Origin of the sequence: Micromonospora trifolii, assembly GCF_022229005.1 — a bacterium.
GTDB lineage: Bacteria > Actinomycetota > Actinomycetes > Mycobacteriales > Micromonosporaceae > Micromonospora > Micromonospora trifolii.
Map to the genome: position 1 here is coordinate 1 of NZ_JAKKFD010000018.1, position 22,525 is coordinate 22,525.

Below are 22,525 nucleotides of genomic sequence, written 5' to 3' on the forward strand. Positions count from 1 at the left end.
GGTGAAGTGCCGAACCCGGAAGCTAAGCCCTCCAGCGCCGATGGTACTGCACTCGTGAGGGTGTGGGAGAGTAGGACGCCGCCGGACAATCTTCCAGATTAGGCCACCCCCATCGGGGGGTGGCCTAATCTGCGTTTCCCTGTCTGGTTGATCGACCCGGGATCCTGATATGCGGGGCCACGGGACGACCGGTGAGGCCGTGCACAGGGGTTCGACGCGCCCGAGGCCGCCAAGGTCACGCTCGATCCTGGTTGTAGTGGTGTCCGCACGTCGTGAGGCCACTACATTCAGGATGTTGCGCGATCTTGCGGTCGGGCCACGGTTGGGCGGGCGTTTGCGACGACCGAAAGTGCAAGATCGAGGCGGTCCAGGTCCAGGTCCAGGTTCAGGTCCAGGTCCAAGTCTGGGCCTGGCGCCCAGGGCTAGGCTCGGCCTGTGGATGAGGTCCTGATATTTGCGGTCTTCGCGGGCTGCGTGGCGGCGATCCTGGGCACGCTCTGGTGGCTCGCGTCCCGGGTCCGTCGTCGTGGCATCGGTGGCGAGGTCATGGGTCCGTTCGAGGAGATGTGGCACCCCGCGGCGCACAGATTCCGGGCCGAGATCCGGGTTCAGGAGAGTCGTACGGTGCCGATGCCACAGCAGGGCGGCAAGCGCAATGGGCGGGTGGGACTTCAGGACGTCTTCGGACCGCAGACGTAGCGGGGCTCGGCGTCGTAGCGCCAGGTGAACTTCTCCCGCTTGACCACCGCGCCGTCCTTCTTGATGACCCGGAAGGCGTCCTGGGTGAAGCCGTTGATGCCATTGGTCTCGATGCACGAGGGGCCGGGAGCCAGGTGGATCTGCTTCGGCGTCGTGATGTTGCGGCGTGGCCCGTACTCGGTCTTCACGCTGTCGTAGATCTTCGTGCTCCAGATGGACACGGTGATCGTGCTGGACGTGTACGAGGTGTCGATGAGCACGCCGTACTCGGTGTTGTTGCGGAACTTGAAGTCCAGACTGGGCCAGAAGATTGTCGACTCGATGACCGCCGGGTACCTGTCGAACCAGTACGAGTGCGGCTTGTGCTCGACGTCCTCCAGGCCGGCGTAGTAGGTAGCGTTGAACAGCGTGGTGGTGAACTGCGAGGTGCCGCCGCCCACGCCCGGCACCAGTTTGCCGTCGAGGATGACAGGCGCGTCCCGGTAGCCCTGGGCGTAGCCGCGCTCGCCGGTGTGCCCGTTGAGCGAGAACGTCTTCCCGGGCAGCACGACGGTGCCGTCCACCTTCCTCGCGATGGTCGCGATGTTCTGGCTGCGCGACGAGGTCATGCCGCCGGTGAACCGGGTGGTGAAGGTCGACACCCGCTCCTTGATGCCCAGACCGGCGAGCTTCTCCCCGGTCAGCTGCGGCGGCGTCGGCTTCAACTCGCCGGTCACCTCGCGGCCGTCCGCCTTCGGTAGCACGGCCAGCAGGTCCCGACCGAGGGCTGCCGTGTCCAGCTGCTGCCCGGATCGCCCCTCCTTGGCCGTGGGCCGGCCACCGGAAATCGTCATGGTGGCGTCCTTCGGCGGCACCTCGATGGCGGCCAGCTTGTCGCCGAGCGCCGTCCTCAGGCGTTTGACGTCCACCGAGGCGGTGAGCTTGCCGGTCTTGTCGGCGCCGAACCGGAGGCTCTTCGCGATGGCGGCGGGCGGGATCGTGACCTGGCCCTTGTTCGTGCGCAGGGTGACCGGCGCGGCGACGGCCGGCTTCGCCAGCTCGCTGACCATCCGGTCCAACTCCTCCGGGGTGGTCGCCGGGTGGGTCTCCACCAGGGGCACGGTGACCGGGGCGCCGGCCAACCAGCCGGTGCGGACCACCTCGGCGGAACGCTCCGGGTTGAGAGCCAGCCCGGGCTTGGGTTGTACGACCTTCGGCGTGGTGCCCTGATAGGCGATCGTCGGCATCGTCATGCCCTGGGCCTTGTCGCCGAGCACCTTACGGAGCGCGTCGTCCAACCGGCCCACGTCGACTGTCACCACCGGCTCGACGGTGCGGGAGCCGACCAACCGGCTGACCGGGTGCGCGTCCGCCTCAGCGGCTGCCGCGACGGTCGCCGGCACGTCGACGGTCAGCCCCACGTCGGCCGGGTTGATCTCGGCGGTACGCCCGTCGACGGTGACCTTCAGCGGCGTGGCGAGCGTTGCCGCCCGGCGGTCCAGCTCAGCCCGCAACTCCCGGTCGGCGTCCGCGCGGCTCCGGCCGCCCAGTTCGGTGCCGAGCACGCTGGTGCCACGGGGAACGTCACCGGCGTACGCCCAGGCTCCGGCACCCGCCACGGCGGCGAGGACGCCACCGGTGATGCCGGAGGCGAGCAGCATCCGCACCCGACGCGGCCGGCGCGGGCCGCCGTCCGGCTCGCCGGGAGCGGCTGTGGTGGCCGGCTCGGGTCCATCGTCCGGCCAGGTGACCGCGGTGACCTGCACTGTGGGCCGGTCGTCGGCGGGTGGACTGTTTTCGCCGTACAGCGTCACTGCAACCTCGATCGCCAGGGTGCCGCGGGAGGTCCTCCCTCCCGGAGGCACCTACGGTAACGAATGCCCGGCCGTCCTCGGGGGCTGCGCCCACCAGGCGCTGCTACCGCGTGTCGTTCGGCGTGTCGCACCGGTCCGGGGGCGGTGCCGACGGCGGACCGCCGACGTGGCACGGTGACCCTGTGGACACTGCGGAGCGGGTGTTGGCGTACGGGGGCGGATCGCTGGACCGGGCGGGCCCGTTGCGCACCGATCCGACGCGGTTGGGCGCGCTGCTCACCGAGTCGACCACAGTGCTGTTGCCGATGTGGCGGGACCGTTGTCTCGTCGACGGGCACGGCCCGGTTCGGCTCAGCGCGGAGCGGGCCGCACTGGTCCGGTCCGCCGCCGGCGAGACCGTCTTCCTGGGGCTCGACGGGGAGACCGCCGTGTTCGCCGCGGACCTCTCCGCGCTCCCCGAGCGGTCCGCCGTCGAGATGGCCGGTGCGGTGCGGTCCGTCGACGTGCGAGCACTGGTCGGGCGGCTCGAACCCGGCGACGCGGCCGTTCATGCGTACGCCAGGGGTCTGCTGCACTGGCACCGGCAGCAGCGATTCTGCGGGACGTGCGGTGCGCCGGCCGTCGCCGACGGCGGCGGGCACCTGCGGACCTGCACCGGGACGGAGTGCGAACGCCTGCTGTTCCCACGGATCGAGCCGGCGATCATCGTGTTGGTCGAGGCACCCGGTCGGTCGGGGCGCTGTCTGCTGGCCCGGCACGCGGGCGCGGCCGAGGACGCGTACTCGACGCTGGCCGGCTTCGTCGAGATCGGCGAGAGCCTGGAGGACGCGGTCCGTCGGGAGATGGGCGAGGAGGCGGGCGTGACAGTCACCGACGTGACCTACCAGGGGTCACAGGCGTGGCCGTTCCCCGCCGGCCTGATGGTGGGCTTCCGGGCCACCGCCACCTCCGACGAGGTGCGCGTAGACGGCGAGGAGCTGCTGGAGGCCCGCTGGTTCACCCGGGCGGAGCTGCGGGACCGGGCGGCCTCGGGTCGTCCGCTCGGTCGGGTGGATTCGATCGACCACCGACTGCTGACGGACTGGCTCGCGGAGAGCTAGTCGGCTCGGTCGCCGGAACCGGCGCGGGCCGACGGGCCGTCACCGCCATCAGCGCTGTGGTGACGATGGCAGTGCCCAGGGCAGCGAGGAGAAGACCGGGGACGCTGTGCGGCCGGAGGGTCGCGGTGACGGCCACCAGGCCGACCACGCCCACCCACAGCGGTGCCGCCGCCCAGCGTGCGCCGGCCGCGAGGCGGTCGTTGAGCAGGACGAACGTCACCGCGTAGAGCGCACCGACCGCCGCGAAGAGGGGCGCGTACCGGCCCAGGTGGTCGTAGTCGGGCCCACCGGCGAGGCGGAAGGCGAGCCCTCCGGCGAGCGTCGAGGCGAGGACCAGCACCAGGCCGCAGCCGCCCGTCACCGCGAGCGCAACCGTCCGGCTGCGCCGGTCACCGCGGGCCAGCCGAGGTAGGGCGAGAACGGCGGCGACCTGCGGCGCCCAGAGCGCGCCCTTGCTCAGGACGGTGCCGACCGAGTACGCCCCGGAATCCGACGGGGACAGCAGTTGTCGGGCCAGCAGCAGATCGGCGTAGGAGACGACGAGCATCGCCAGTGTCGCACCGCAGCCGGCAACGACCTGGGCGGCGGTCAGCCGTGGGGCGGTGGACGACCGTCCGGGCTCACGGGCGAGTCGGGCCAGCACCGCCGGGGTGAGGGCGGCGGTCAACGCGCCGACCGCCAGCGCGCCGGTCGGTCCCGCGCCGAGCAGCAACCCGGCGATCACGCCGCCGTAGCGGCCGGCGGCGAGCACTGCCATCCCGATGGCGAGTCGTACGAAGCGCTGGCCACCCTGCAACTCCCCGAGGGACCGGGAGGAGAGCACTATCGCCGCTGTGGTGACCGCCAGCAGCGCGGGCATCTCGACCGGGAGATCCAGGGCGGTGACCAGCAGTGGTGTCGCCGCGACGAGGGTTCCCGCGCACACGGCGGCGGTGACGGCTGTGAGCCGCCGGGTGTCGGAGGCACCGTGGCGGGAGTGGTGCACGGCGACGGCCAGTTGCAGGCCGAGCCCGGGCACACCGACGATGGCCACCAGCCCGAGGGCGGCGGCGAGCGCGCTGAGGTCGGCCGGGTCGAGTCGCCGGGCGGCCAGCACCGGCACCAGGTAGGCAAGGCCGTTGACGAGGACCCCGGCCACTGTGACGCTGACCCCGGCAGCGCCGAGGCCAGTGCTCCAGCCGCGTGTCAGCTCCGTCTGGGCCGTCTTCTCCCGACGGACGGGTAGTCGGGGGCTCATGTGATCTCGGAGAAGGTCGGAAGCTGCCCGTCGGCTGGTCCGGCCGGTTCCGGCTCGGTCTCGTCCAGCTTGGCCGGGTATGGCTTCGGGTCCTCCGCGACCAGCGCGGCCGGCGCAACGGCTGCGGTCGCGGCGGTCGGCGTGGGCCAGCGTACCGGGCGTCGTCGGGCGGCGGTGGAGAGCCAGAGGGCACCCAGGGCGACGACGATCGTGAGTTGCACCAGCGCGTCGGTGTTCCGCCGCGTCGAATCGAGGTAGAGCAACCCGGCGAGCAGGACGAGCGCGCCGGGAAGCCAGGTCTCGACGGCCCGGCTGATCGTCCTGGCCCGACGTGGGTCGGCCGGCCACGGCAGGCGACGTGGGCCGGGTACCGCCAGCATGAAACCCGCAGCGACCAGCAGACCGCCGATGAGGCCGCTCCACAGCACCAGCGCGGCGGCCCCGACCGCCAGCAGCGGCAGCGAGCGGGTGACCCGGCGTCGGCCGCGCGGTACGACGGTCGCCGAGGCGCCCCCGCGAGGGTGTCGGGCGGGCAGCACCGCGAGCAGGACCACCACCGCGAGCAGGGTGCCGCCGAGGAGAAGCCCCGCCCGGTACGGGGTGTCCGGGGCGAAACGCAACAGCACCTCTCCGGAGGCGCCGGCGGGAAGGATCCAGCCCTGCTGCCACCCGTCCACCACCAGTGGTTTCAGCGTTCGCCCACCGAGGGTGGCCTGCCAGCCGGTGTTGGTGTTCTCCCGCACGGCGAGCACCCGGTTGACGGGATGACTGGCCACCCGTACCCGTCGCTCGGTGGCCTCCCAGGATTCGATCTCGGTGGCGCTGGCGGCCGGCGGGGTGGCCGTCGAGGCCGGCGTGGTCGTCCGGGGCACCAGGGCGACCCGGACGGGTGAGGCCAACTGGCTCGGGGTGGCGACGATGCGGTGTTCCCCGCGGCCCAGGTCGAGCTGCCGGGGCGTGGCCCGGCCGCACGGCGTCACCGGCATCTCGCGCATTTCCAGCAGGTCACGGAGCGTGCCGCGCAGCGTGGTGGTCACCCGCGCCGCGCCGATCTGGAGCGTCGGCCCCGACCCGCAGGCCAGCGCCAGGGGTGTGTCGGGGCTCGGCCCGACGGTGGGCGCTCCGGGTAGCACTGTCACCTCACCGACCGCGACGGGCAACTTCTCCGGCAACCGCAGCTTGTACGGGTCGGTGCTGGCGGCGGATGGCTTGTCGAGGAACTGGATGGTGATCTCGTCGGTCCGCATCGGCGGGTCCAGGCGGAGCAACCCGTCGTCGCCGAGCAGGCTGCTGCGGAAGCCGTCGTCGCCGACCACCCGCACACTGCCGAGCCGGGTGGCGGCTGTCTTGTCGTCGACGGTGAAGCGGAGCCCGCTGACAGTCTGCGGCTTGAGCCACTTCAGTCGCAGGATCGGTGCCTCGTCGTCGATCGCCGGTGACCAACTGGTGGCGGGGTTCCCGTCGAGCGCCGCCCCGGCCCGGCCGGTCGGGTCGGGCACGGCCGTCGAGGAGGCGCTGATCTGCGCCGCGAGGCGCAGCGGCTGCGCGTCGGTCACCACCTTGTCGAGGGCGTTGTCCAGGTCGGGGCCGGCCGTGGGCCGCGCCCACAGTTCGGCGTCGTACGCGCCGGCCGCCGGCAGGGTCAGGGTTCGGTCGATTGTGGACGCGTCCTCGGAACCACGGACGGCGTCGGTGGAGCAGCGCGGGTGCCCGTCGACGGAGAAGCAGGCCGGCGTGGTGGGTGCCGCCGACACGACGACGGTCGCCGGCCGGTCGGTGACGGGTGCGGCGGGCAGGACCAGGGTGCGGCTGGTCTGGATGCCCGGAACCTTGATCTCGGCGATGCCGACCGAGCCGTTTCCCAACGGGCGCAGGTCGTACGCGCTGTCGACCGCTACCCGGACCTCGCGGGTGGCGTGCACGCCGGGCAGTTCGAACACCATGTGGTCGCTGAACTGTTCGATGGTGCTGCTCTCGTACCCGGCGCTGACGGTCACAGTGGTGGGCAGGGCATCGGCCTTCAGGTCGAACCACACCTCGACCCGGGTCACCTTCGTCGGGTTGGCGAGTCCTGCCTCGATCCACTGCTGGTTGCTGGGCGAGTACGGCGCGGACTGCCAGGAGGTCGCCGGGTTGCCGTCCATCGCCGCGTACGGCTGGTGCTCGGGGCGGGCGCCGCCCGGAGAGTCCACCTGTGAGCGGGAGGTGGAGGTGCGGATCGCGTTGATGCCCTCGAAACGGGCGACGGTGGAGTGCTGGGCACCCCACTCGGGCAGGTAGTCGTGGGCGGGCGCGTCGACCTCGAAGGTGTCGTCGGCGGTCAGCGTCTGGGACGTGTTGTCGCGCAGCCCACCGAACGACACGTCGCGTCTGCGCAGCCCATCGGTCATCGCCACCGGCCCGGCGACGTCGGCGGTCGACGTGTCGCCGGCCAGGATGGTGGGCGCCGGGCCGAGCTGCCCCGCCGCGGCGAGGTCGAGCAGTGACTCGGGGCCGCCCACCACTGTTGTCACGTCGGTTCTGTCGTAGGCGACCACCGGCTCGACGGGCCGGTCGACCCGGTAGACCTCCAGCGCCCGGACGGGCACGTCGAGCCCATGGTCGCGGAACTCGTCGGGAGACGAGGGCCCGCCGCGAAGGGGGCCGAAGGACGTGACGCGGGTCAGCCCGGGTGAGCGTTCCAGCGCCTGCCGGACCACCGCTGGGCGGGCCGTGTCGGAGCGGCCGTGGTCGAGGTCGGCGCGGAACAGGACGTGACTGATCCCGGATCGGGCCAGCAGGTCCGCCAGTCCGGTCGACCCGGCGCCGGTGGCGAGCGTCGACTCGATCGCGTCCAGCAGCCGGATCGTCGTCGGCGGGGTGAAGGGGATGGCGTTGCGTACCGCCCACCGGCTGTTGAGCAGCGGCTGGGTGATCTCGTCGGTGGTGTTGCCCCAGTCGTACGACGGGAAGCGTGCCCCGGGCACGACGAGCACCCGCCCGCGCCCCGTGTTCGCGTCGAGCCAGTCGGTGGCGTCGTGCCAGTAACCGGGCACCTCCTTGACGCTGCCCGGGGTGGCGAGACCGCCCGCGAGGGCGGGTGTGGCGACCGCCGTGACGGCGACGATGGCGGCGCCGGCGGTCAGCCAGGCGCGGGCGACGGTTCGCGGGCGGTGCCGGGCGGGCGCGGTGCGCGCCGCCCGGACGGCCAGCCCGATCAGGTGCGCCATGCCCAGGCACAGGGGTAGGCGGAGCAGGACGTCGAACTTGTGCACGTTGCGCAGGGGTGCGCCGACGCCGTCGAGGAACTCCCGCTGTGGTCCGGCGAGGATGTTCGGCAGGTCGCCGACGTGCCCGAGCCCGACGAGCGCGACGCCGAGAATCAGACCGGTGATGAGGAACCGGCGGTGCGGCATCCCTCGTCGGGACAGCCCGAGCACACCGAGGGCGGCGACAGCCAGGGTGGCGGCGACCAGCACCGCCTCGTTGGCGAGCCGCGCCCCGGACGGGATTGTCGGCCCGAACGGGGAGGCCAGGTAGGCGACCCAGTACGAGGCGCCGCGCAGCGTCGTCGCCGCGTCGGTGACGCTCGTGGTGTTCCGGGCGGTCTCGATGTAGTCCAGGAAGGGTGGGCTGTACCGCCCGAGGACCAGCAGCGGAACCAGCCACCACGCGGTGGCCAGGGCCACAGCGGCACACCAGGCGGCGATGGCGGTGACCCGGCGGCGTACTGGCTGGAGGGTGGCGAGCCAGAGCACTGCCAGTGGCACCACGGCGAACACGGCAGTGGCGTTCACCCCACCGGCGCAGGCGACGGCGATGGCCGACGCGGCGACGGCGCGTCGCAGTCGCGTGCCGGCGGCGAGACCGACAAGTGGAATGAGCACCCAGGGGGCGACGGCGCTGGGCCAGGCTTCCACCGAGGACCAGCCCAGCTGGGTGAGGATGCGCGGTGACAGCGCGAAGGCGACGCCGGCGATCATGCGGCCGGCGGGCGTTCCGATGGTGAGCCTGCCCGCCAGGCGCACGGCCCCCAGGTAGGCGACACAGAAGAGCAGTGCCCACCACAGCCGCTGCACCACCCATGGTGCGAGGCCGGACTCCGACCCGAGCAGGAAGAACGGGCCCATCGGCCAGAGATAGCCGTACGCCTGGTTCTGTAGTTGGCCGAACGTGCCGGTGGGGTCCCACAGGTGCAGCGAGCGGAGCAGCCAGCCGGCCGGGTTGACGGACAGGTCGACCTTGGTGTCCGGGACGACCTGGCCCGGGGCCTGCTGGAAGGCGAGGGCGGTGAGTGCGATGCAGATGACCAGGTGCCGGAACCGTCGGGCCGTGTGCCGGCTCCGGCTGGACCCCGGAGCGGCGCCACTGGCCACCTCTGCACGCATGTCGGCTCCTGTCTTCACGGCCGGACGCGCACCTGCAGCCGACGACTGTCGCGCGACGTTATCCGGACCGGGCACGGACGGGCGACCAGGGGCGCTGCGGTGGCGTTATCGGGAGAACGGCCGTCCCCACGGCGTGTAAGCGTGTGGCAGGCTGCCGACCATGTCAATGCCAGAAGCTGAGGCCGAGACGCATCCGGAACGCGTCGCGTCCGATGGCGGCGGGCCGGGGCCGATCGGCCGATGGCTTCGCGCCGACGCCGTTCGCGCCGTGGCGATCGCCCTCATCGCCGTGTCCGTCGCCTGGCGCGCCGGCCTCGCCACCCGTGGCTGGTTCTCGCAGGACGAGTTCGTCATCGCCGCCCAGGTTCTCGACACCGGGCTGGACGCGGACTATCTCCTGCGTACGTTCAACAACCACCTCATGCCCGGCGGCCTGTTGGTGGCGTGGGCGATGGTGCGGGCGGCGGGCTTCGCCACCTGGCCGTGGGTGTTGCTGCTGGCTGTTGGTCAGGCGGCGACCGGGCTCGCTGTCTACCGGTTGCTGCGCGATCTGCTCCGGCCCGGTTGGGGCCTGCTCATTCCGCTGTGCCTGTTCGTGTTCAGCCCGCTGACGCTTGAGGTCTCGTCGCTGTGGTTGGTCGGCCTGCTCGTGCTGCCGATGCAGTTGGCCCTGGTCATGGCGGTGGCAGCCCAGGTCCGGTACGTGCGGACCGGTCGCCTGCGGCACCTCGTGGCGGTCGCGTTCTGGCTGGTGTTCGGCCTGTTCTTCGACACCAAGTCCCTGCTGATCGTGCCGTTGCTGTTCCTGCTGACCGTCTTTCTGTTCACGTCCGGTGGCGTGTGGCGCAGTCTTGCGACGGCGATCCGCCGGCACTGGCCGGCCTGGTTGATACTCAGCGCCCTGTCGGGGGGATACCTGGCGTTCTACCTGACCCGTCCCTCCGGTGAACTGCGGGATCCGACCTCGGTCGGTCCGGTCCTCAACTTCCTCGGTGACCTGGTCGGCAAGACAGTGGTGCCGGGTCTGCTCGGCGGTCCGTGGCGCTGGACCTACGCCGGTGACGGTCCCCCGCTCGCCGACCCGTACGACATCGCCAAGTGGTTGTCGTGGGCGGTGCTGGCGACGCTGGTCGTGGTCACCGTCCGGCGGCGTCCGTCGGCCGGCCGGGCCTGGCTGCTGCTCACCTCCTACCTCGGCCTGGTCGCCACGCTCTTCGCCGTCACCCGGTTGGGTGGCCCGCTCGGTCCACTGGTCGGCGTCGTCCCCCGGTACGTGGCCGACGTGGTGCTGGTCGCCGCGATCTGTGTCGGCGCGGCCCTGCTGGGGATCAAGGACACCGACGAGGACGAGGTGTCGGCGTGGCCGGTGCCGACGGTCCTGCGGGAGCCGGGTGCCTTCGCGGTCGGCCTGGTCTCGATGATCGTCGTCCTGGCGACAATCGGCGTGGGCACCCTGTGGAGCACTGCCCGTTTCGGCGACAACTGGAGCACCAAGTACGGGCGGGACTATCTCGCGACGACGCAGGCCGAGCTCGCCGCCGCGCCGCCGGGCACGGTCTTCTTCGACACAGCGGTCCCGGACCGGGTCGTCGCCGGTTACTTCTGGCCGGACAATCGCCAGTCGCACTTCTTCCGCCCGGCCGAGCGTCGACCCACCTTCGTGACGGAGGCCGCGCGACCGTCGACTTTCGATGATCTGGGCCGGATCCGTCCGGTGGTGGTCCAGGGTCGGAAGATCATGCCCGGTCCGGTGGACGGCTGCGGGCACCTGGCCCAGGGCGGCCAACCCACTCGGATCCCGTTGGACGGGTACCTGGTGGAGTGGCCGTACGTGGTGCACTTCGGCTACCTCAGCTCGGGTGACTCGACAGCGCTGTTCCGGCTCGGCGACGCCACGCGCGAGATCACCCTGCGTAAAGGGCTGAACGACCTGTTCTTCCTGCTGGAGGGTGCGGGGGACGCCGTCGAGGTCACAGTGCGGACGCCAGGGGTCGGGGTGTGCACCGAGCTGATCACCGTCGGCCGGGCGGTGCCGGCATCGTGAATGGTTGAGCCGACCGGCGGCGTCGAGGCCGCACCGGTTCGGCGGGCGCGGGACACGCTGTCGCTGTACGCGCTCGCGGCGGCGGTCACTGTGGTGGTGCTGGCCCCGCTGGCGGCGCCCGGCTACGCGTTGCTGTACGACATGGTGTTCGTACCCCGGCAGCCGTTGACCTGGGATCTGGTCGCCCCGGCGCAGAGTCTGCCCCGGGCGGTGCCGATGGACGCACTGGTCTCGCTGGTCACCCAGGTCGTGCCGGGCTGGTTGGTGCAGCGGTTGGCGCTGGCCGGGGCTGTCTTCCTCGCGGCGGTCGGCGCCGGCCGGTTGGTGCCGACCGACCGGCGCGCGGTGCGTCTGTTCGCCGCATTGGCGTACGCGTGGACGCCGTACCTCGCCGAGCGGTTGCTGATCGGGCAGTGGGGGTTGCTGCTCGCGTACGCCGCGCTGCCCTGGCTGGTGCGGGCGGCGCTGGACCTGCGGGCGGGGCGCGACGGCGCGCTCGCCCGGGTGGTGCTCGCCGCCGCTCCCGCCGCCATTACGCCGACCGGTGGTCTGATCGCGCTGGGCACGGTGCTGGTGCTGGCGTCGGACCGGATGCGCGCGCCCCGGTCGCTGCTGGTGTCGCAGCGGATGCATCCGCACCGGTCCCGGCAGGCGTTGGCGGCGGTCGGAGTGCTCAACGCCCCCTGGGTGGTCGCGGCCCTGGTCACCGGCGCCGGGGGTTCCTCGGACCCGGCGGGGGTGGCGGCGTTCGCTGCGCGTTCGGAGAACTGGGCCGGCCCGCTGGTGGCGCTGGCCGGCACCGGCGGCATCTGGAGCGCGCAGGCCACCCCCTCCAGTCGCGCCGGGCCGCTGGTGCCGCTGGCGACAGTGGTGCTGCTGCTCCTGGCCGGTGTCGGTGCGGGCCTGCTGCGGCGCCGGCTGCCCCCGGGTGTCGCGGCGCGGCTGGCGGTGCTCGCCGGGACCGGTTGTCTGCTCGCCGCCTTCGGGCTGCTCCCCGGCGGGGATGCCGCGCTGCGCTGGGCGGTGGTGCACCTGCCGGGCGCGGGGCTGTTGCGAGACGGCCAGAAGTTCCTGGCGCCGTACGCCCTGCTGCTGGTGGTCTGCGCGGCGTTGGGGGCCGAGCGGCTGGTGGCCCGGATCGACCGGGAGGTGGCCGGGGTGGTCCTGGTCGGGTTGCTGTTCCTGCCGGTGGCAGTCCTGCCGGACCTCGCGTTCGGCGGTGTCGGTCGGCTTCGTCCGGTGAGCTACCCGGCGGAGTGGCAGCGGGTGGCCGAGCACATCGAGGAGGAGCCGGGGGAGATCCTCGCGTTGCCGCTGAGCGCGTACCGGGCGTACCCGTGGAACCCGGGCCGGGTCGTCCTGGACCCGGCGCCCCGCTACCTGCCGGGGACGGTGCTGACCGACGACACGCTCCGCGTCGGCGACGTCGCCGTGGCCGGCGAGAACCCACGCGTCCGTGAGATGCGCCAGGCGCTGGCCGAGGGGCGGCCGGTCTGGACCACCGGGGTGCGCTGGGTCCTGGTGCAGCACGAGGTCTCCGGCGAGGTGGATCCTCAGGTGCTCGGCGGCCTGGTGCGCGTCCACGACGGACCGTTCCTCACGCTGTACCGCAACCCGGCGACGGTGCGGGAATCGGGCGGGTCCGGGCCGGCCCGACTGGCGGTGGTGGCGGCCCTCAGCGTTGCCCTTCTGGTGGTCATCGCTGCCGCCGTTTCGGCACTACACCGGCGAGCTACCGCGTGGTAACGTCCGCTCGCACGTCTCGCCATTGGAGGATTGGCATGCGTAGAGCTCTGACCCTGGTCGTGTCTGGCCTGGTGGCGGCGTTGCTGGGGATCCTGGCTCTCGGCGGGATCTCGGCCGCCGCGACCGCCACCGACGAGGAGGCCGCGAGTGAGGCCAAGCTCGTCTCGGAGGCGGCCAAGCGGGCCGGAAAGAAGGACCCGTACGCCCCTGCGGTTTACGGCGACAGGTAGGACGGCTCGCCCCGCTGCTGCACTGGGCGGGGCGACTCCACACCCTTGAGGATCGCTTCGAAGCGCCCACCCGCAGCCTGCCAGGTGAAGCTGGCCGCGTGCTCCCGGGCCTGGGCGCCCATCTCCCGCCGCAGCTCATCCCGGTGCAGAAGCGTGCGCACCTTCATCAGGTAGTCGTCGATGTCGTCGGCCAGCAGGCCGGTACGCCCGTCGACGACAGCTTCGGCGACTCCGCCCGCTGCCCGGAACGCCACCGTCGGGGTGCCCGCCGAACCCGCCTCCACGATCGTGAGCCCCCACCCCTCCTTGAGGGACGGGGTCAGGGCCACCCAGGCGGAGGCGAGCAGTGCGGCCTTCTCCTCCTCGGTCACGAAGCCCCGGAAGTCCACCCGCTCGGTGATGTCCAGCTCGGCGGCGAGTTCACGCAGGTGCGACTCCCACCAGCCCTGGCCGGCGACGACCAGACGTAGTTGGGGCAGCTCGTCGGCGAGGGCCGCGACGGCCCGCAGCGCCACCTCCACCCGCTTGTGTGGCACCAGCCGGTTCAGCGTCACGAGCAGCGGGAACGTCGCCCGCTCGGCGTCGGTGTGGGGCAGCGTCGGGGTGCCGTTGTGCACAACGGAGACCTGCTCCGGTGGCACGCCGAGCACTGCCAACTCTCGGCGGGTCGCCTCGGAGACGGTGACGTACCGGCACCGCTGGTAGAGGCGTACGGCGAGCGACGATTCGATCCACCAGCCGAACCGGGCCGCCCACTGTGGAAGCACCACTGGCCACTGCTCGCGGTGCACGTGGTGGATCAGCTTGACCACCGGGCGTCGTGCCCACAGTGGGGCGAGGAACGGCAACCCGTTGCAGACGTCGACCAGGACATCGGGCCGACCGCCGCGTCGGGCCGCCAGCGGGCCGATGCCCAGCGCGCCCGCGACGTAACAGAGCGCTGCCCAGAGGTAGACGCTGTGTCGGCCGCCGCGCCGCACCAGCCGTACGCCCGCCTCGTTGATCTCGTCGGCCGGAGCCTGGCTGTGGGCGGCGCAGAAGAGAGTGGCGCGGAATCCGCGCGCCACCAGCTCGGCGGCGATCCGCTCGACGTACACCTCGGAACCGCCACCCTCGGGGTTGCGGGTGTCTCGCCAGTTGAGGAACAACACGTGTCCGGGCATGCCGAAGCGACGCTCCACGCGAACCCTACTCTCAAGTAATTTAGCGACCCGCGTCACATTAGGGGCTGGTAGGCCGGCCGGCAATGCCCCGATGGGCCAGCGCTGAGAGCTACCCGCCGACGGTGGGCACCGGAGTGCCGGCCGCGACAGTCGGCGGTGTGGTGGCCGGTGCGGCCGCGTCGGTGACGGGGGTCCCGGGCGTCCGCCCACACCCGGTTGATCGGCGCCGCCCCTGCGCCCCGAGCAGTTGCAGGGGGCGCTCGACGCCGTAATAGCTCACCGCGGCGTACACCAGGCCGAAGGCCATGGTGAGGGCGAAGGTGCTGAGCAGTCCGCCGGTGAACAGCTGTCGGTCGCCGACCAGGTAGATGAGTTCGATGACCATGGGGTGCCACAGGAACAGTCCGTACGAGACCGCGCCGAGCCACCGCGCGGACGAGCTGCCGAAGACCTCCTTGGCCCGGCTGGGCCCGCCGAAGGCCACCGGGATCAGGATCAGCGCCGCGATCACGAGGTACAGGGCCAGCTTGACGCCGAACTCGGCGGCCGTCGGCTCGGCGAGGTCGCGGGGGCCGGCGACGGGCGTCGTCGCGATCGCCATCAGGCCGACGGCGGCGGCCCAGCAGGTGACCGGCGCCGACGCCAGGTCGTCCAGGACCCGGAAGGCCGCGGGCGCGGTCCCGGTGCGCAGGGCGACGTGCGCCGCCGCCAGAGCCATTCCGGTGCCGAACCAGGCGGCGTACGAGGGGAACCACATGGTGTGCAGGGCGGCGTCGAGCCAGCCGAACCCCATCAGGGTGAGCCACCCGGCGGTGAGCAGCGCACTTCCGCTGACGATCACGATGGTTCGGACCGGACGCCAGGACCGGCCGACGGCGAGCACGGCGACCAGCGGCAGGATCAGGTAGAACACGACCTCGGTGGCGAGACTCCAGGTCTGGCTGAGCCCGGCGCGCAACTGCCCGGCCTGGTAGATCTGGGTGAAGGTGAGGTGGCGGATCCAGTCGCCGACGGACGCCTGCCCGTTCTGCGGCAGGACGATCAGGCAGACCGCGATCGCCAACCAGTAGGCGGGCAGGATGCGTAGGGCCCGCCGCCACAGGTACCGCTTGGCGCGGGGCCGGGCGCGGCCCGTCGCAGCGCTGAGCGCCCACGGCCGAAACAGCAGAAACCCGGACAGTACGAAGAAGATGGCGACGCCGACGTCCAGTCGAGCCAGCCAGCCGCCCCAGGTGGTGTTCATGGTGACGGCGGTCTGGAACCCGACGTGGTGACCGACGACCGCCACCGCGCCGATTGCTCGCAGCGCGTCGAGGGCGGGGAGTCGGCCGGTTACCGAAGGCTCCGAAACTGTTGGCGCGGCGGCTGTGGACATCTGGACATCCAGGGGGTCGCTTTGAAGGTGACCGGGGAGTAACCTCCCGCCATGTTAAGGATCGGGTGCCCCGGACAACAGGTCGTAGGGCGGCAGGTTACAGGAGGATGAGTGAAGCTTCGCGTGGGCGCCGCGCTCTTCGGGCTTGGCGTCTTATTGCTGGTCTTCGCGGCCGGGCTGCCGTTTTACGTGGCCCCCGCCGTGACCAAGCTCCCCTACGATCTTGAGCCAACGACGTCCGTCGCCGAGGCGAAGAACGCCAGGTTCCTGAAGATCACGGCAACCGGGAGCTCGGTGAGCATCGAGGTTCCGCAGGGCGATCTGATGTCCAATGTGGAGGTCATTCCACAACCCGACGACACCAAGGATCGGCTGCCCGAGGACCTCAAGGGCGACGCGGTGATCTGGGACGTCTACCAGACGGTCCGGCGCACCGACAACCAGGACGTGGTCAGCCAGTACAGCACCGAACTCGCTCTCTACCGGATCTCCGGTGCGGCCGCCTCCTGGAAGGACCAGTGGCTCAACGAGACCGGGGCGGACGGGACTCCGGTCGGCAACGTGAAGTACACCGGCCAGATCTACAAGTTCCCGTTCGGCACCGACAAGCGCGACTACCAGATTTTCGACCGTGACCTGAAGCGGGCCACTCCGGCGAAGTTCGTCGGCACCGAAAAGATCAAGGGCATCGAGACGTACCGCTTCGAGCAGCGGATCGACAATGAGGTGCTGGCCACCCCGGAGAGCAGCATCCAGACGCTGGTCGGCAAGTTCGCCCCCGGTGCCACCAGCGGTCAGATCGTCTACAGCAACATCCGGACGGTCTGGGTGGACCCGGTCACCGGCTCCTACGTGAACGTGCGGGAGCAGCAGCACAAGGAGTTGCGCCCCAACACCGGCACCCCCACCGTGCTGTTGGACGCGGACTTCAACTACACCGACGACACTGTCAGCCGCAGTGTCGAGACGGTCAAGGACAACCGCTTCAAGATCGGCCTGATCAGTTTCTGGGGTCCGATCGTCGCTGGTGTCCTCGGTCTGATCGCTGTCGTCTTCGGTGTGTGGCTGGTGACCCGGCCCGAGGGTGGGACGGCCCGGCACCGCGCCGAGCCGGCGGTCGACGACCCGACTCCGACCCGGGTGGACCAGGAGCCGGTGCGCGACACGGACACCGTCGAGCAGCCCAGGCCGCAGCCGGTCGGCGGGCCACTGTCCGACGAGATCCCGCCGGCTTCGACCAACTGGAAGTCGGAGGACCCGACGGTGCCGACCCAGCGGCCGGCTCCGGGCGAGGTGGAGCAGCGCTGACGCGCGTACGACCGGACGTACGACCTGAGGGGTGGACCGCTGAGCGGTCCGCCCCTCGGTCGTGTGGCAACCCGCACGACCTGCGCGCTTTACATTTGTTATTCGATTGTAATTAGTCAATGTAGCGTAACTATGCGCTGATCCCGCCCCCACCGCACGCCTGACTTGTGGACATATAGGAGGGTTGCGACGGCGAGTGCACTCACCTTCTGTGATATCTCACCTCCGTCCGGTCGCCCGACTGTTACCGCCCGGTAATCAGGGGGTTGTGACCTGCACCGCAACAGGTGCACCATCAAGCCCGATGGTTACCAGCCGGTAACAGAACGCGGGCTCCCAGCGCGGCCGCCCGCTCGGGACCGGCCACTCGCGCGCATCGACCCGAGGAGGAACCCGTGCAGGATCGGTTGGACAGTCAGGGTCGTACCCGATGGTGGCGGTTCGCCGCCATGATGGTGCCCGCCACGGCGGCTGCCGGCGCCATCCTCTTCGGAATGTCGACCGGCGCGATCGCGTCCGACATCACCGTCTCCGGACAGACGTTCAAAATCGGTGCCGACCGCCTGGAAGGCGACGGCTTCAAGCAGTACGGCGGCATCGTCCGCGAGAAGGGCAAGGACGGGAAGTCCGGCCAGGTCCACCCGATCGCTCTCTCCGAGATCAGCAGCGCCGAGCTGTACAGCCTCTGCCAGTCCGTCCGCGCCGACCTGCCGGGACTGCCGGTGGTGCTCACCATCAACGCCGGCGAGGGCAAGGAACCCGCCCGCGCCAAGGACCTGCTGATCGCGATGGACTCGTTGAACGGCAACGCGACCTTCACCAACATCAGGATCGGTCGGGATGCCACCGACCTGAACCCGACGGCGCAGGCCGGCTCGTTCGGCCAGAACTCCGACCACGTCACCATCACCAACCTGCAACAGGTGTCCCGCTACACGACGGCGGCCACGTTCAACCTGGTCGGCCTCCGACTCAAGGTCAACGTGGGTGACGACGCCAAGGGCAAGGAGTGCTTCTGAGCTGAGCCGAGGCCCGCGGTGGTCAGCGCCGCGGGCCGGGCCCATGCCCCCATCCCCGCTCGGTCCCGTCCCCGCTCGGCCAGGAGGAGTACGTGACAACCGCGAACCCGTCCCACGCCCGGCCCGGTGGCCCGGCCCAGGCGTGGCGGCTCTTCCGTCGCTGGCAGCGCAGCCGGCCGTTCTGGGGCGGACTGCTCATCGCCCTGGCCGGGCTGGAGATGTTCGCCTCCACCCGGATGACCCTCAACGGTCTCAGCTTCCACAGCGGCGCGACCGGGCTGCTCTCGCTGCTGATCCCGATCATCCTGGTGACCGGTGGCCTGCTGCTCTGGTTCACCCCGGCGCAGCGGCTGTTCTACTCGGTCGTCGCGGCGGTCACCGCTGTGTACTCGCTGATCGGGCTCAACCTCGGCGGCTTCTTCGTCGGTCTGCTGCTCGGCATCGTCGGCAGCGCCCTCGCCTTCGCCTGGACCCCGATCCGCCCCGCACCACCCACCCCACCGCAGGCCGAGGTCGAGCAGGACGGCGATGGGCCGGGAGACGTCGGCCTGGCTGATGTCGGCCTGGCTGGTGTCGACCAGGACGGTGACGAGCGTGCCGATCGTCGTCTCCGGGTGTCCGACGAGGATGTGCCGTCCGAGCGGCCGGGAGGTTCCGCTGATCCGCGGGCCTTCGCCGTCGCTTTCGTGATCCTCGGCCTGGCGGCCGTCGGGCTGGCCGGCCAGCCCCGAGCGGTGCAGGCCGCGCCGAGCCGACCAGGCTCGGCCGGCTGCCCCACGCCGCCCCGGGCCGTCACCCCGTCACCCAGCCGCAGCGCGGCCACGCCGACGCCCGCCCCGAGCCCGGCACAGGGCGGCAACGTGATCACCGACATCCTGGACGGAATCGGCGATCTGCTCGGCCTCGGAGGCCGAGCGGACCCCGCGCCCTCGGTGCGCCCCACCGCCACCCCCACAGCCCGGCCGACCGGCACGGCGACGCCCCGTCCCGGCCCCACCGACTGCCCGGCGCAGCCACCGGGCAAGCCGACCCCGGGCAAGCCCGGCGCAGCGGACAAGCCGGGAACCGTGCAGCCGGGCAGGCCGCTACCGCGGATCGCCGCCGATCCGACCCTGCCGACTGTGGCCCAGGCGCCGTCGAAGCTCACCGGGTCGTCGGTGCGGATGACCGGGCTGCGGTTCGAGGGGGTCACCGACCTGCACACCGTGAAGGGCGACCTCAAGGTGCTGAAGTTCAGCATGCGGGAGGCGGTGACCAGCGACTTCCTGCTGCGGGCCGACGGCCCCGCAGGGCGCAACCAGCGGTACGCGACCAACCAGTTGACCGTCCGGGGAGACGTGGCCTTCTACGCGACCAGGTTCGTCGGCCGACTGCTCGGCATCAAGATCACACTGACTCCGGATCTGCCGCTACCGGACGGCCTTCCGATCACCTCGCCCATCCCGATCACGTTCACCGACCCCGCCATCGACCTGGCGTACGTCACCAGCGACACGCTGACCGCCCGCCCGGCGTTGGCACTCACCCTCGGCTGAGCGCACCGCCCCGGAATCGGCACTCGGGCGGAGCAGCACCGGCTCGGTGCGTGGCTGCGCGCGGCGACGGACCCGTCGTACCGTCGGCGCGCGCAGCCGTGCCCGGTCAGAGCCGGGCCAGCGCCCGGCGCAGCGGGTCGAGACCCAGCGCACCCAGGTCCAGCGCCTGCCGGTGGAACTCCCGCAGGTCGAAATCGGCGCCCTTGCGGGCCTTGGCGTCCTCGCGGGCCTGGAGCCAGATCCGCTCACCCACCTTGTACGACGGCGCCTGCCCCGGCCAGCCCAGGTAGCGGTTCAGCTCGAAGCGCAGGTTCTCGTCCGGAACCCGGCAGTGCGCCCGCATGAACTCCCAGCCCAGTTCGGGCGTCCACTGCTCGCCCGGGTGGAAACCGAAGGGATTGTCCTTCGGGATCTCCAGCTCCAGGTGCATGCCGATGTCCACGATGACCCGTGCCGCGCGCATCGCCTGGCCGTCGAGCATGCCCAGCTTGTCGCCCGGGTCGTCCAGGTAGCCCAGCTCGTCCATCAGCCGCTCCGAGTAGAGCGCCCAGCCCTCACCGTGCCCGGAGACCCAGCAGAGCAGCCGCTGCCAGCGGTTGAGCAGGTCGGCCCGGACGGCGGTCTGCGCCACCTGGAGGTGGTGACCTGGCACGCCCTCGTGGTAGACCGTGGTCACCTCCCGCCAGGTGGAGAAGTCACTAATGCCCTGCGGCACCGCCCACCACATCCGACCCGGGCGGGAGAAGTCCTCACTCGGGCCGGTGTAGTAGATGGCGCCGTCGCTGGTCGGGGCGAGGCAGCACTCGATGCGGCGGACCTGCTCCGGGATGTCGAAGTGGGTGCCGTGCAGCTCGGTGATCGCCTTGTCGGCCAGCGCCTGCATCCAGTCCCGGAATGCCTCCTTGCCCCGGATGGTGCGGGCCGGGTCGGCGTCCAACTTGGTCACGGCCTCGTCGATGCTGGCACCGGAGCCGGCGATGCGCCCCGCCACGACCCGCATCTCCGCCTCCAGGCGGGCCAGCTCCGCGAAGCCCCAGGCGTACGTCTCGTCCAGGTCGATCTTGGCACCGAGGAAGTACTGTGAGGCGAGTTCGTAGCGCTCCCGGCCGGCGGCCTGCTTGTCCCGCCCGTGCGGGGCCATCTCGGTACGCAGGAACTGGCCGAACTCGGCTGTCGCCGCGGTCGCCGCCGCCGCACCCCGACGCAGCTCCGAGCCGAGCGTCCCCTCCGCCCCGAGCCGCTCGACCAGCCCGTGGAAGAAGTTGTCACCGGTCGGGTCGACCCAGATGTCGCACTGCTTGGCCACCTCGACCAGCTGCACCTTCGAGCTGACCTCACCGGCGGCGAGCGCCTCCCGCAGCGTGGTCTTGTAGCCCTCCAGGGCGGCGCCGAAGCCGTTGAGCCGGGCGGCGATGTTGGCCTGCTCGTCACTGGTCGCGGTCGGCATCAGGTCGAACACCATGCGGATCTCGTGCAGCCCGCTGGCGATCACGCTGACCTCGCTGGTCACCTCGCCGGCGTCGTACCGGGCGAGGTCCAGGCCGAGCCGTTCCTGCATGGCCTCCTTGGCGGTCCGTTCTGCTTCGGTCTCCGGCTCGGTCACCTCCAGCTCGGCGAGCGTCCGCCGGGTGAGGTCCGCGCGCGCCGCGTAGCCGTCGGGCGAGAGGTCGTCGAGCTGGTCGTCGTGGCCGGCGATGCCGACGAAGGTCGCGCCGGTGGGGCTCAACGGCGCCCACTCGGCCACGTAGCGGTTGGCGAGTTCATCAATTCGTCCCACGCTGCGACCCTACGTGACCATCCCACCCGCATGTCGCCGACGTTTGTCGTGTTGGAGCTGCGGGTTCAGGCACGGCGTGACGGCCGAAAGGCGCGCGACTTTGTCGCACGGTTGCGGCAGAGTGTCAGGGGTGACCACCGATACCACTCCTGACAAAGCGCCGGTCCGCGCCTGGCTGCCCGGCTTCGTCGCCCTCGCCGCGATCTGGGGTTCCAGCTTCCTCTTCATCAAGGTCGGGGTGGCCGAGCTGCACCCGGTCCAACTCACCCTCTACCGGGTCGTCGCCGGCGCGTTGACACTCCTGGTGGTCCTCGCCGTGCTGCGCGACCGGCTGCCCCGCGAGCCGCGGGTCTGGGCGCACCTGACAGTGGTCGCCGCCTTCGGCGTGGCAGTGCCGTTCACCCTCTTCGGCTACGGCGAACAGCGGGTCGAGTCGATGCTGGCCGGCATCTGGAACGCCACCACGCCGTTGATCGTGCTGCCGCTGGCGGTGCTGGTCTTCCGCACCGAGCGGCTCACAGTGCGCCGTGCGGTCGGGCTCGGGCTGGGCTTCGTGGGGGTGCTGGTGGTGCTCGGGGTCTGGGAGGGCATCGGCGGGGCGCACTTCACCGGGCAGCTCATGTGCTTCGGTGCGGCGGCCTGCTACGGCGTGGCCATCCCGTACCAGAAGCGGTTCGTCGCCGGCAGCGCGTACTCGGGTCTGTCGCTGTCCACCGCGCAACTGCTGCTCGCCGCCGCGCAGCTGGCCATCGTGACCCCCTTCGTCGCCGGCCTGCCGCCGCTGCCCACCGAGCTGTCGGCAGGGGTGGTGGCAAGTGTGCTGACCCTCGGCGCGCTCGGCACCGGGCTCGCCTTCGTGATCAACATGCGCAACATCCGGGTGGCCGGGGCGAGCACCGCGTCCACCGTCACGTACCTGATCCCGATCTTCGCGGTGCTGATCGGCGCTCTGGCGCTCGGCGAACGACTCAACTGGCACCAACCGGTCGGCGCGCTGATCGTGCTGCTCGGGGTCGCGGTCTCGCAGGGGATGTTCGGTCGCCGCCGGAGCAGCCCGGTCGTCGGCGTCGGCGCACCCGCCATACCCGCCGCCGAACCCGCCCGCCGCTGACAGATCAACGCCGAGGGCTGG

The 22,525-nt window shown here is 71.3% G+C and carries 15 protein-coding genes and 1 rRNA gene; 10 read left to right on the top strand and 6 right to left on the bottom strand.

Annotated elements, in window-relative coordinates:
• A 5S ribosomal RNA gene (rrf, locus tag NIE79_RS34270) occupies positions 1-87 on the top strand; the annotation flags it as partial.
• Positions 88-435: 348 nt separating this feature from the next.
• Positions 436-699 (top strand): hypothetical protein, encoded by a 264-nt coding sequence (locus NIE79_RS11975; protein WP_238678623.1) that lies wholly within the window; start codon positions 436-438, stop codon positions 697-699.
• On the opposite strand, the gene NIE79_RS11980 is transcribed toward NIE79_RS11975, so the two are convergent.
• Complete coding sequence (locus NIE79_RS11980; protein ID WP_238678624.1) at positions 672-2,492, bottom strand: VanW family protein; 1,821 nt, start codon at positions 2,490-2,492, stop codon at positions 672-674. The genes NIE79_RS11975 and NIE79_RS11980 overlap by 28 nt on opposite strands.
• A 182-nt stretch (positions 2,493-2,674) precedes the next feature.
• Here NIE79_RS11980 and nudC point away from each other — a divergent pair, with 182 nt between their 5' ends.
• Positions 2,675-3,592 (top strand): NAD(+) diphosphatase, encoded by a 918-nt coding sequence (gene nudC, locus NIE79_RS11985; RefSeq protein ID WP_238678625.1) that lies wholly within the window; start codon positions 2,675-2,677, stop codon positions 3,590-3,592.
• Here nudC and NIE79_RS11990 read toward each other — a convergent pair.
• Together NIE79_RS11990 and NIE79_RS11995 are read right to left on the bottom strand one after the other, a co-directional pair.
• Positions 3,489-4,829 carry a lipopolysaccharide biosynthesis protein gene (locus NIE79_RS11990; RefSeq protein ID WP_238678626.1) on the bottom strand — a complete coding sequence of 447 codons (1,341 nt, stop codon included), beginning with the start codon at positions 4,827-4,829 and terminating at the stop codon, positions 3,489-3,491. The two genes, nudC and NIE79_RS11990, sit on opposite strands and share 104 nt — an antisense overlap.
• Positions 4,826-9,196: an alpha-(1->3)-arabinofuranosyltransferase gene (locus tag NIE79_RS11995; protein WP_238678627.1), complete on the bottom strand. Its 4,371-nt coding sequence runs from the start codon at positions 9,194-9,196 to the stop codon at positions 4,826-4,828. The genes NIE79_RS11990 and NIE79_RS11995 overlap by 4 nt, the downstream gene beginning before the upstream one ends.
• A 166-nt stretch (positions 9,197-9,362) precedes the next feature.
• Here NIE79_RS11995 and NIE79_RS12000 point away from each other — a divergent pair, with 166 nt between their 5' ends.
• From NIE79_RS12000 to NIE79_RS12010, 3 genes are read left to right on the top strand one after another with little or no spacing between them, the layout of a single operon-like run.
• On the top strand, positions 9,363-11,240 hold the full coding sequence (locus tag NIE79_RS12000; protein ID WP_372471471.1) for a glycosyltransferase family protein: 1,878 nt from the start codon (positions 9,363-9,365) through the stop codon (positions 11,238-11,240).
• The gene (locus NIE79_RS12005; protein ID WP_238678629.1) at positions 11,241-12,986 is read left to right on the top strand and encodes an MmpA family trehalose lipid delivery protein; all 1,746 of its coding nucleotides are present in this window, start codon (positions 11,241-11,243) and stop codon (positions 12,984-12,986) included.
• Positions 12,987-13,021: 35 nt separating this feature from the next.
• Positions 13,022-13,216 (top strand): hypothetical protein, encoded by a 195-nt coding sequence (locus NIE79_RS12010; RefSeq protein WP_112589285.1) that lies wholly within the window; start codon positions 13,022-13,024, stop codon positions 13,214-13,216.
• Here the strand turns inward: NIE79_RS12010 and NIE79_RS12015 are convergent.
• Positions 13,201-14,379 (bottom strand): glycosyltransferase family 4 protein, encoded by a 1,179-nt coding sequence (locus NIE79_RS12015; protein ID WP_238678649.1) that lies wholly within the window; start codon positions 14,377-14,379, stop codon positions 13,201-13,203. The two genes, NIE79_RS12010 and NIE79_RS12015, sit on opposite strands and share 16 nt — an antisense overlap.
• A gap of 109 nt (positions 14,380-14,488) precedes the next feature.
• Complete coding sequence (locus NIE79_RS12020) at positions 14,489-15,754, bottom strand: acyltransferase family protein (protein ID WP_238678630.1); 1,266 nt, start codon at positions 15,752-15,754, stop codon at positions 14,489-14,491.
• Between the two features lie 111 nt (positions 15,755-15,865).
• Between NIE79_RS12020 and pgfA the strand changes: the two genes are divergently transcribed.
• From pgfA to NIE79_RS12035, 3 genes are all read left to right on the top strand, one after another.
• The gene (gene pgfA / locus NIE79_RS12025) at positions 15,866-17,062 is read left to right on the top strand and encodes a cell envelope lipid trafficking protein PgfA (RefSeq protein WP_238678631.1); all 1,197 of its coding nucleotides are present in this window, start codon (positions 15,866-15,868) and stop codon (positions 17,060-17,062) included.
• A 395-nt stretch (positions 17,063-17,457) separates the two neighbouring features.
• Positions 17,458-18,081, top strand: coding sequence for a DUF6230 family protein (locus NIE79_RS12030; protein WP_112700053.1), 624 nt, complete (start codon positions 17,458-17,460; stop codon positions 18,079-18,081).
• A gap of 92 nt (positions 18,082-18,173) precedes the next feature.
• Entirely contained in the window at positions 18,174-19,616 is a 1,443-nt protein-coding gene (locus tag NIE79_RS12035; RefSeq protein ID WP_238678632.1) for a DUF6114 domain-containing protein, read from the top strand.
• A gap of 106 nt (positions 19,617-19,722) precedes the next feature.
• Here NIE79_RS12035 and NIE79_RS12040 read toward each other — a convergent pair whose 3' ends face one another.
• Positions 19,723-21,393, bottom strand: a complete 1,671-nt coding sequence (locus tag NIE79_RS12040; protein WP_238678633.1) for a DUF885 domain-containing protein — start codon at positions 21,391-21,393, stop codon at positions 19,723-19,725.
• A gap of 130 nt (positions 21,394-21,523) precedes the next feature.
• Between NIE79_RS12040 and NIE79_RS12045 the strand changes: the two genes are divergently transcribed.
• Positions 21,524-22,504, top strand: a complete 981-nt coding sequence (locus NIE79_RS12045; protein ID WP_238678634.1) for a DMT family transporter — start codon at positions 21,524-21,526, stop codon at positions 22,502-22,504.
• The last annotated feature ends 21 nt before the right edge of the window (positions 22,505-22,525 follow it).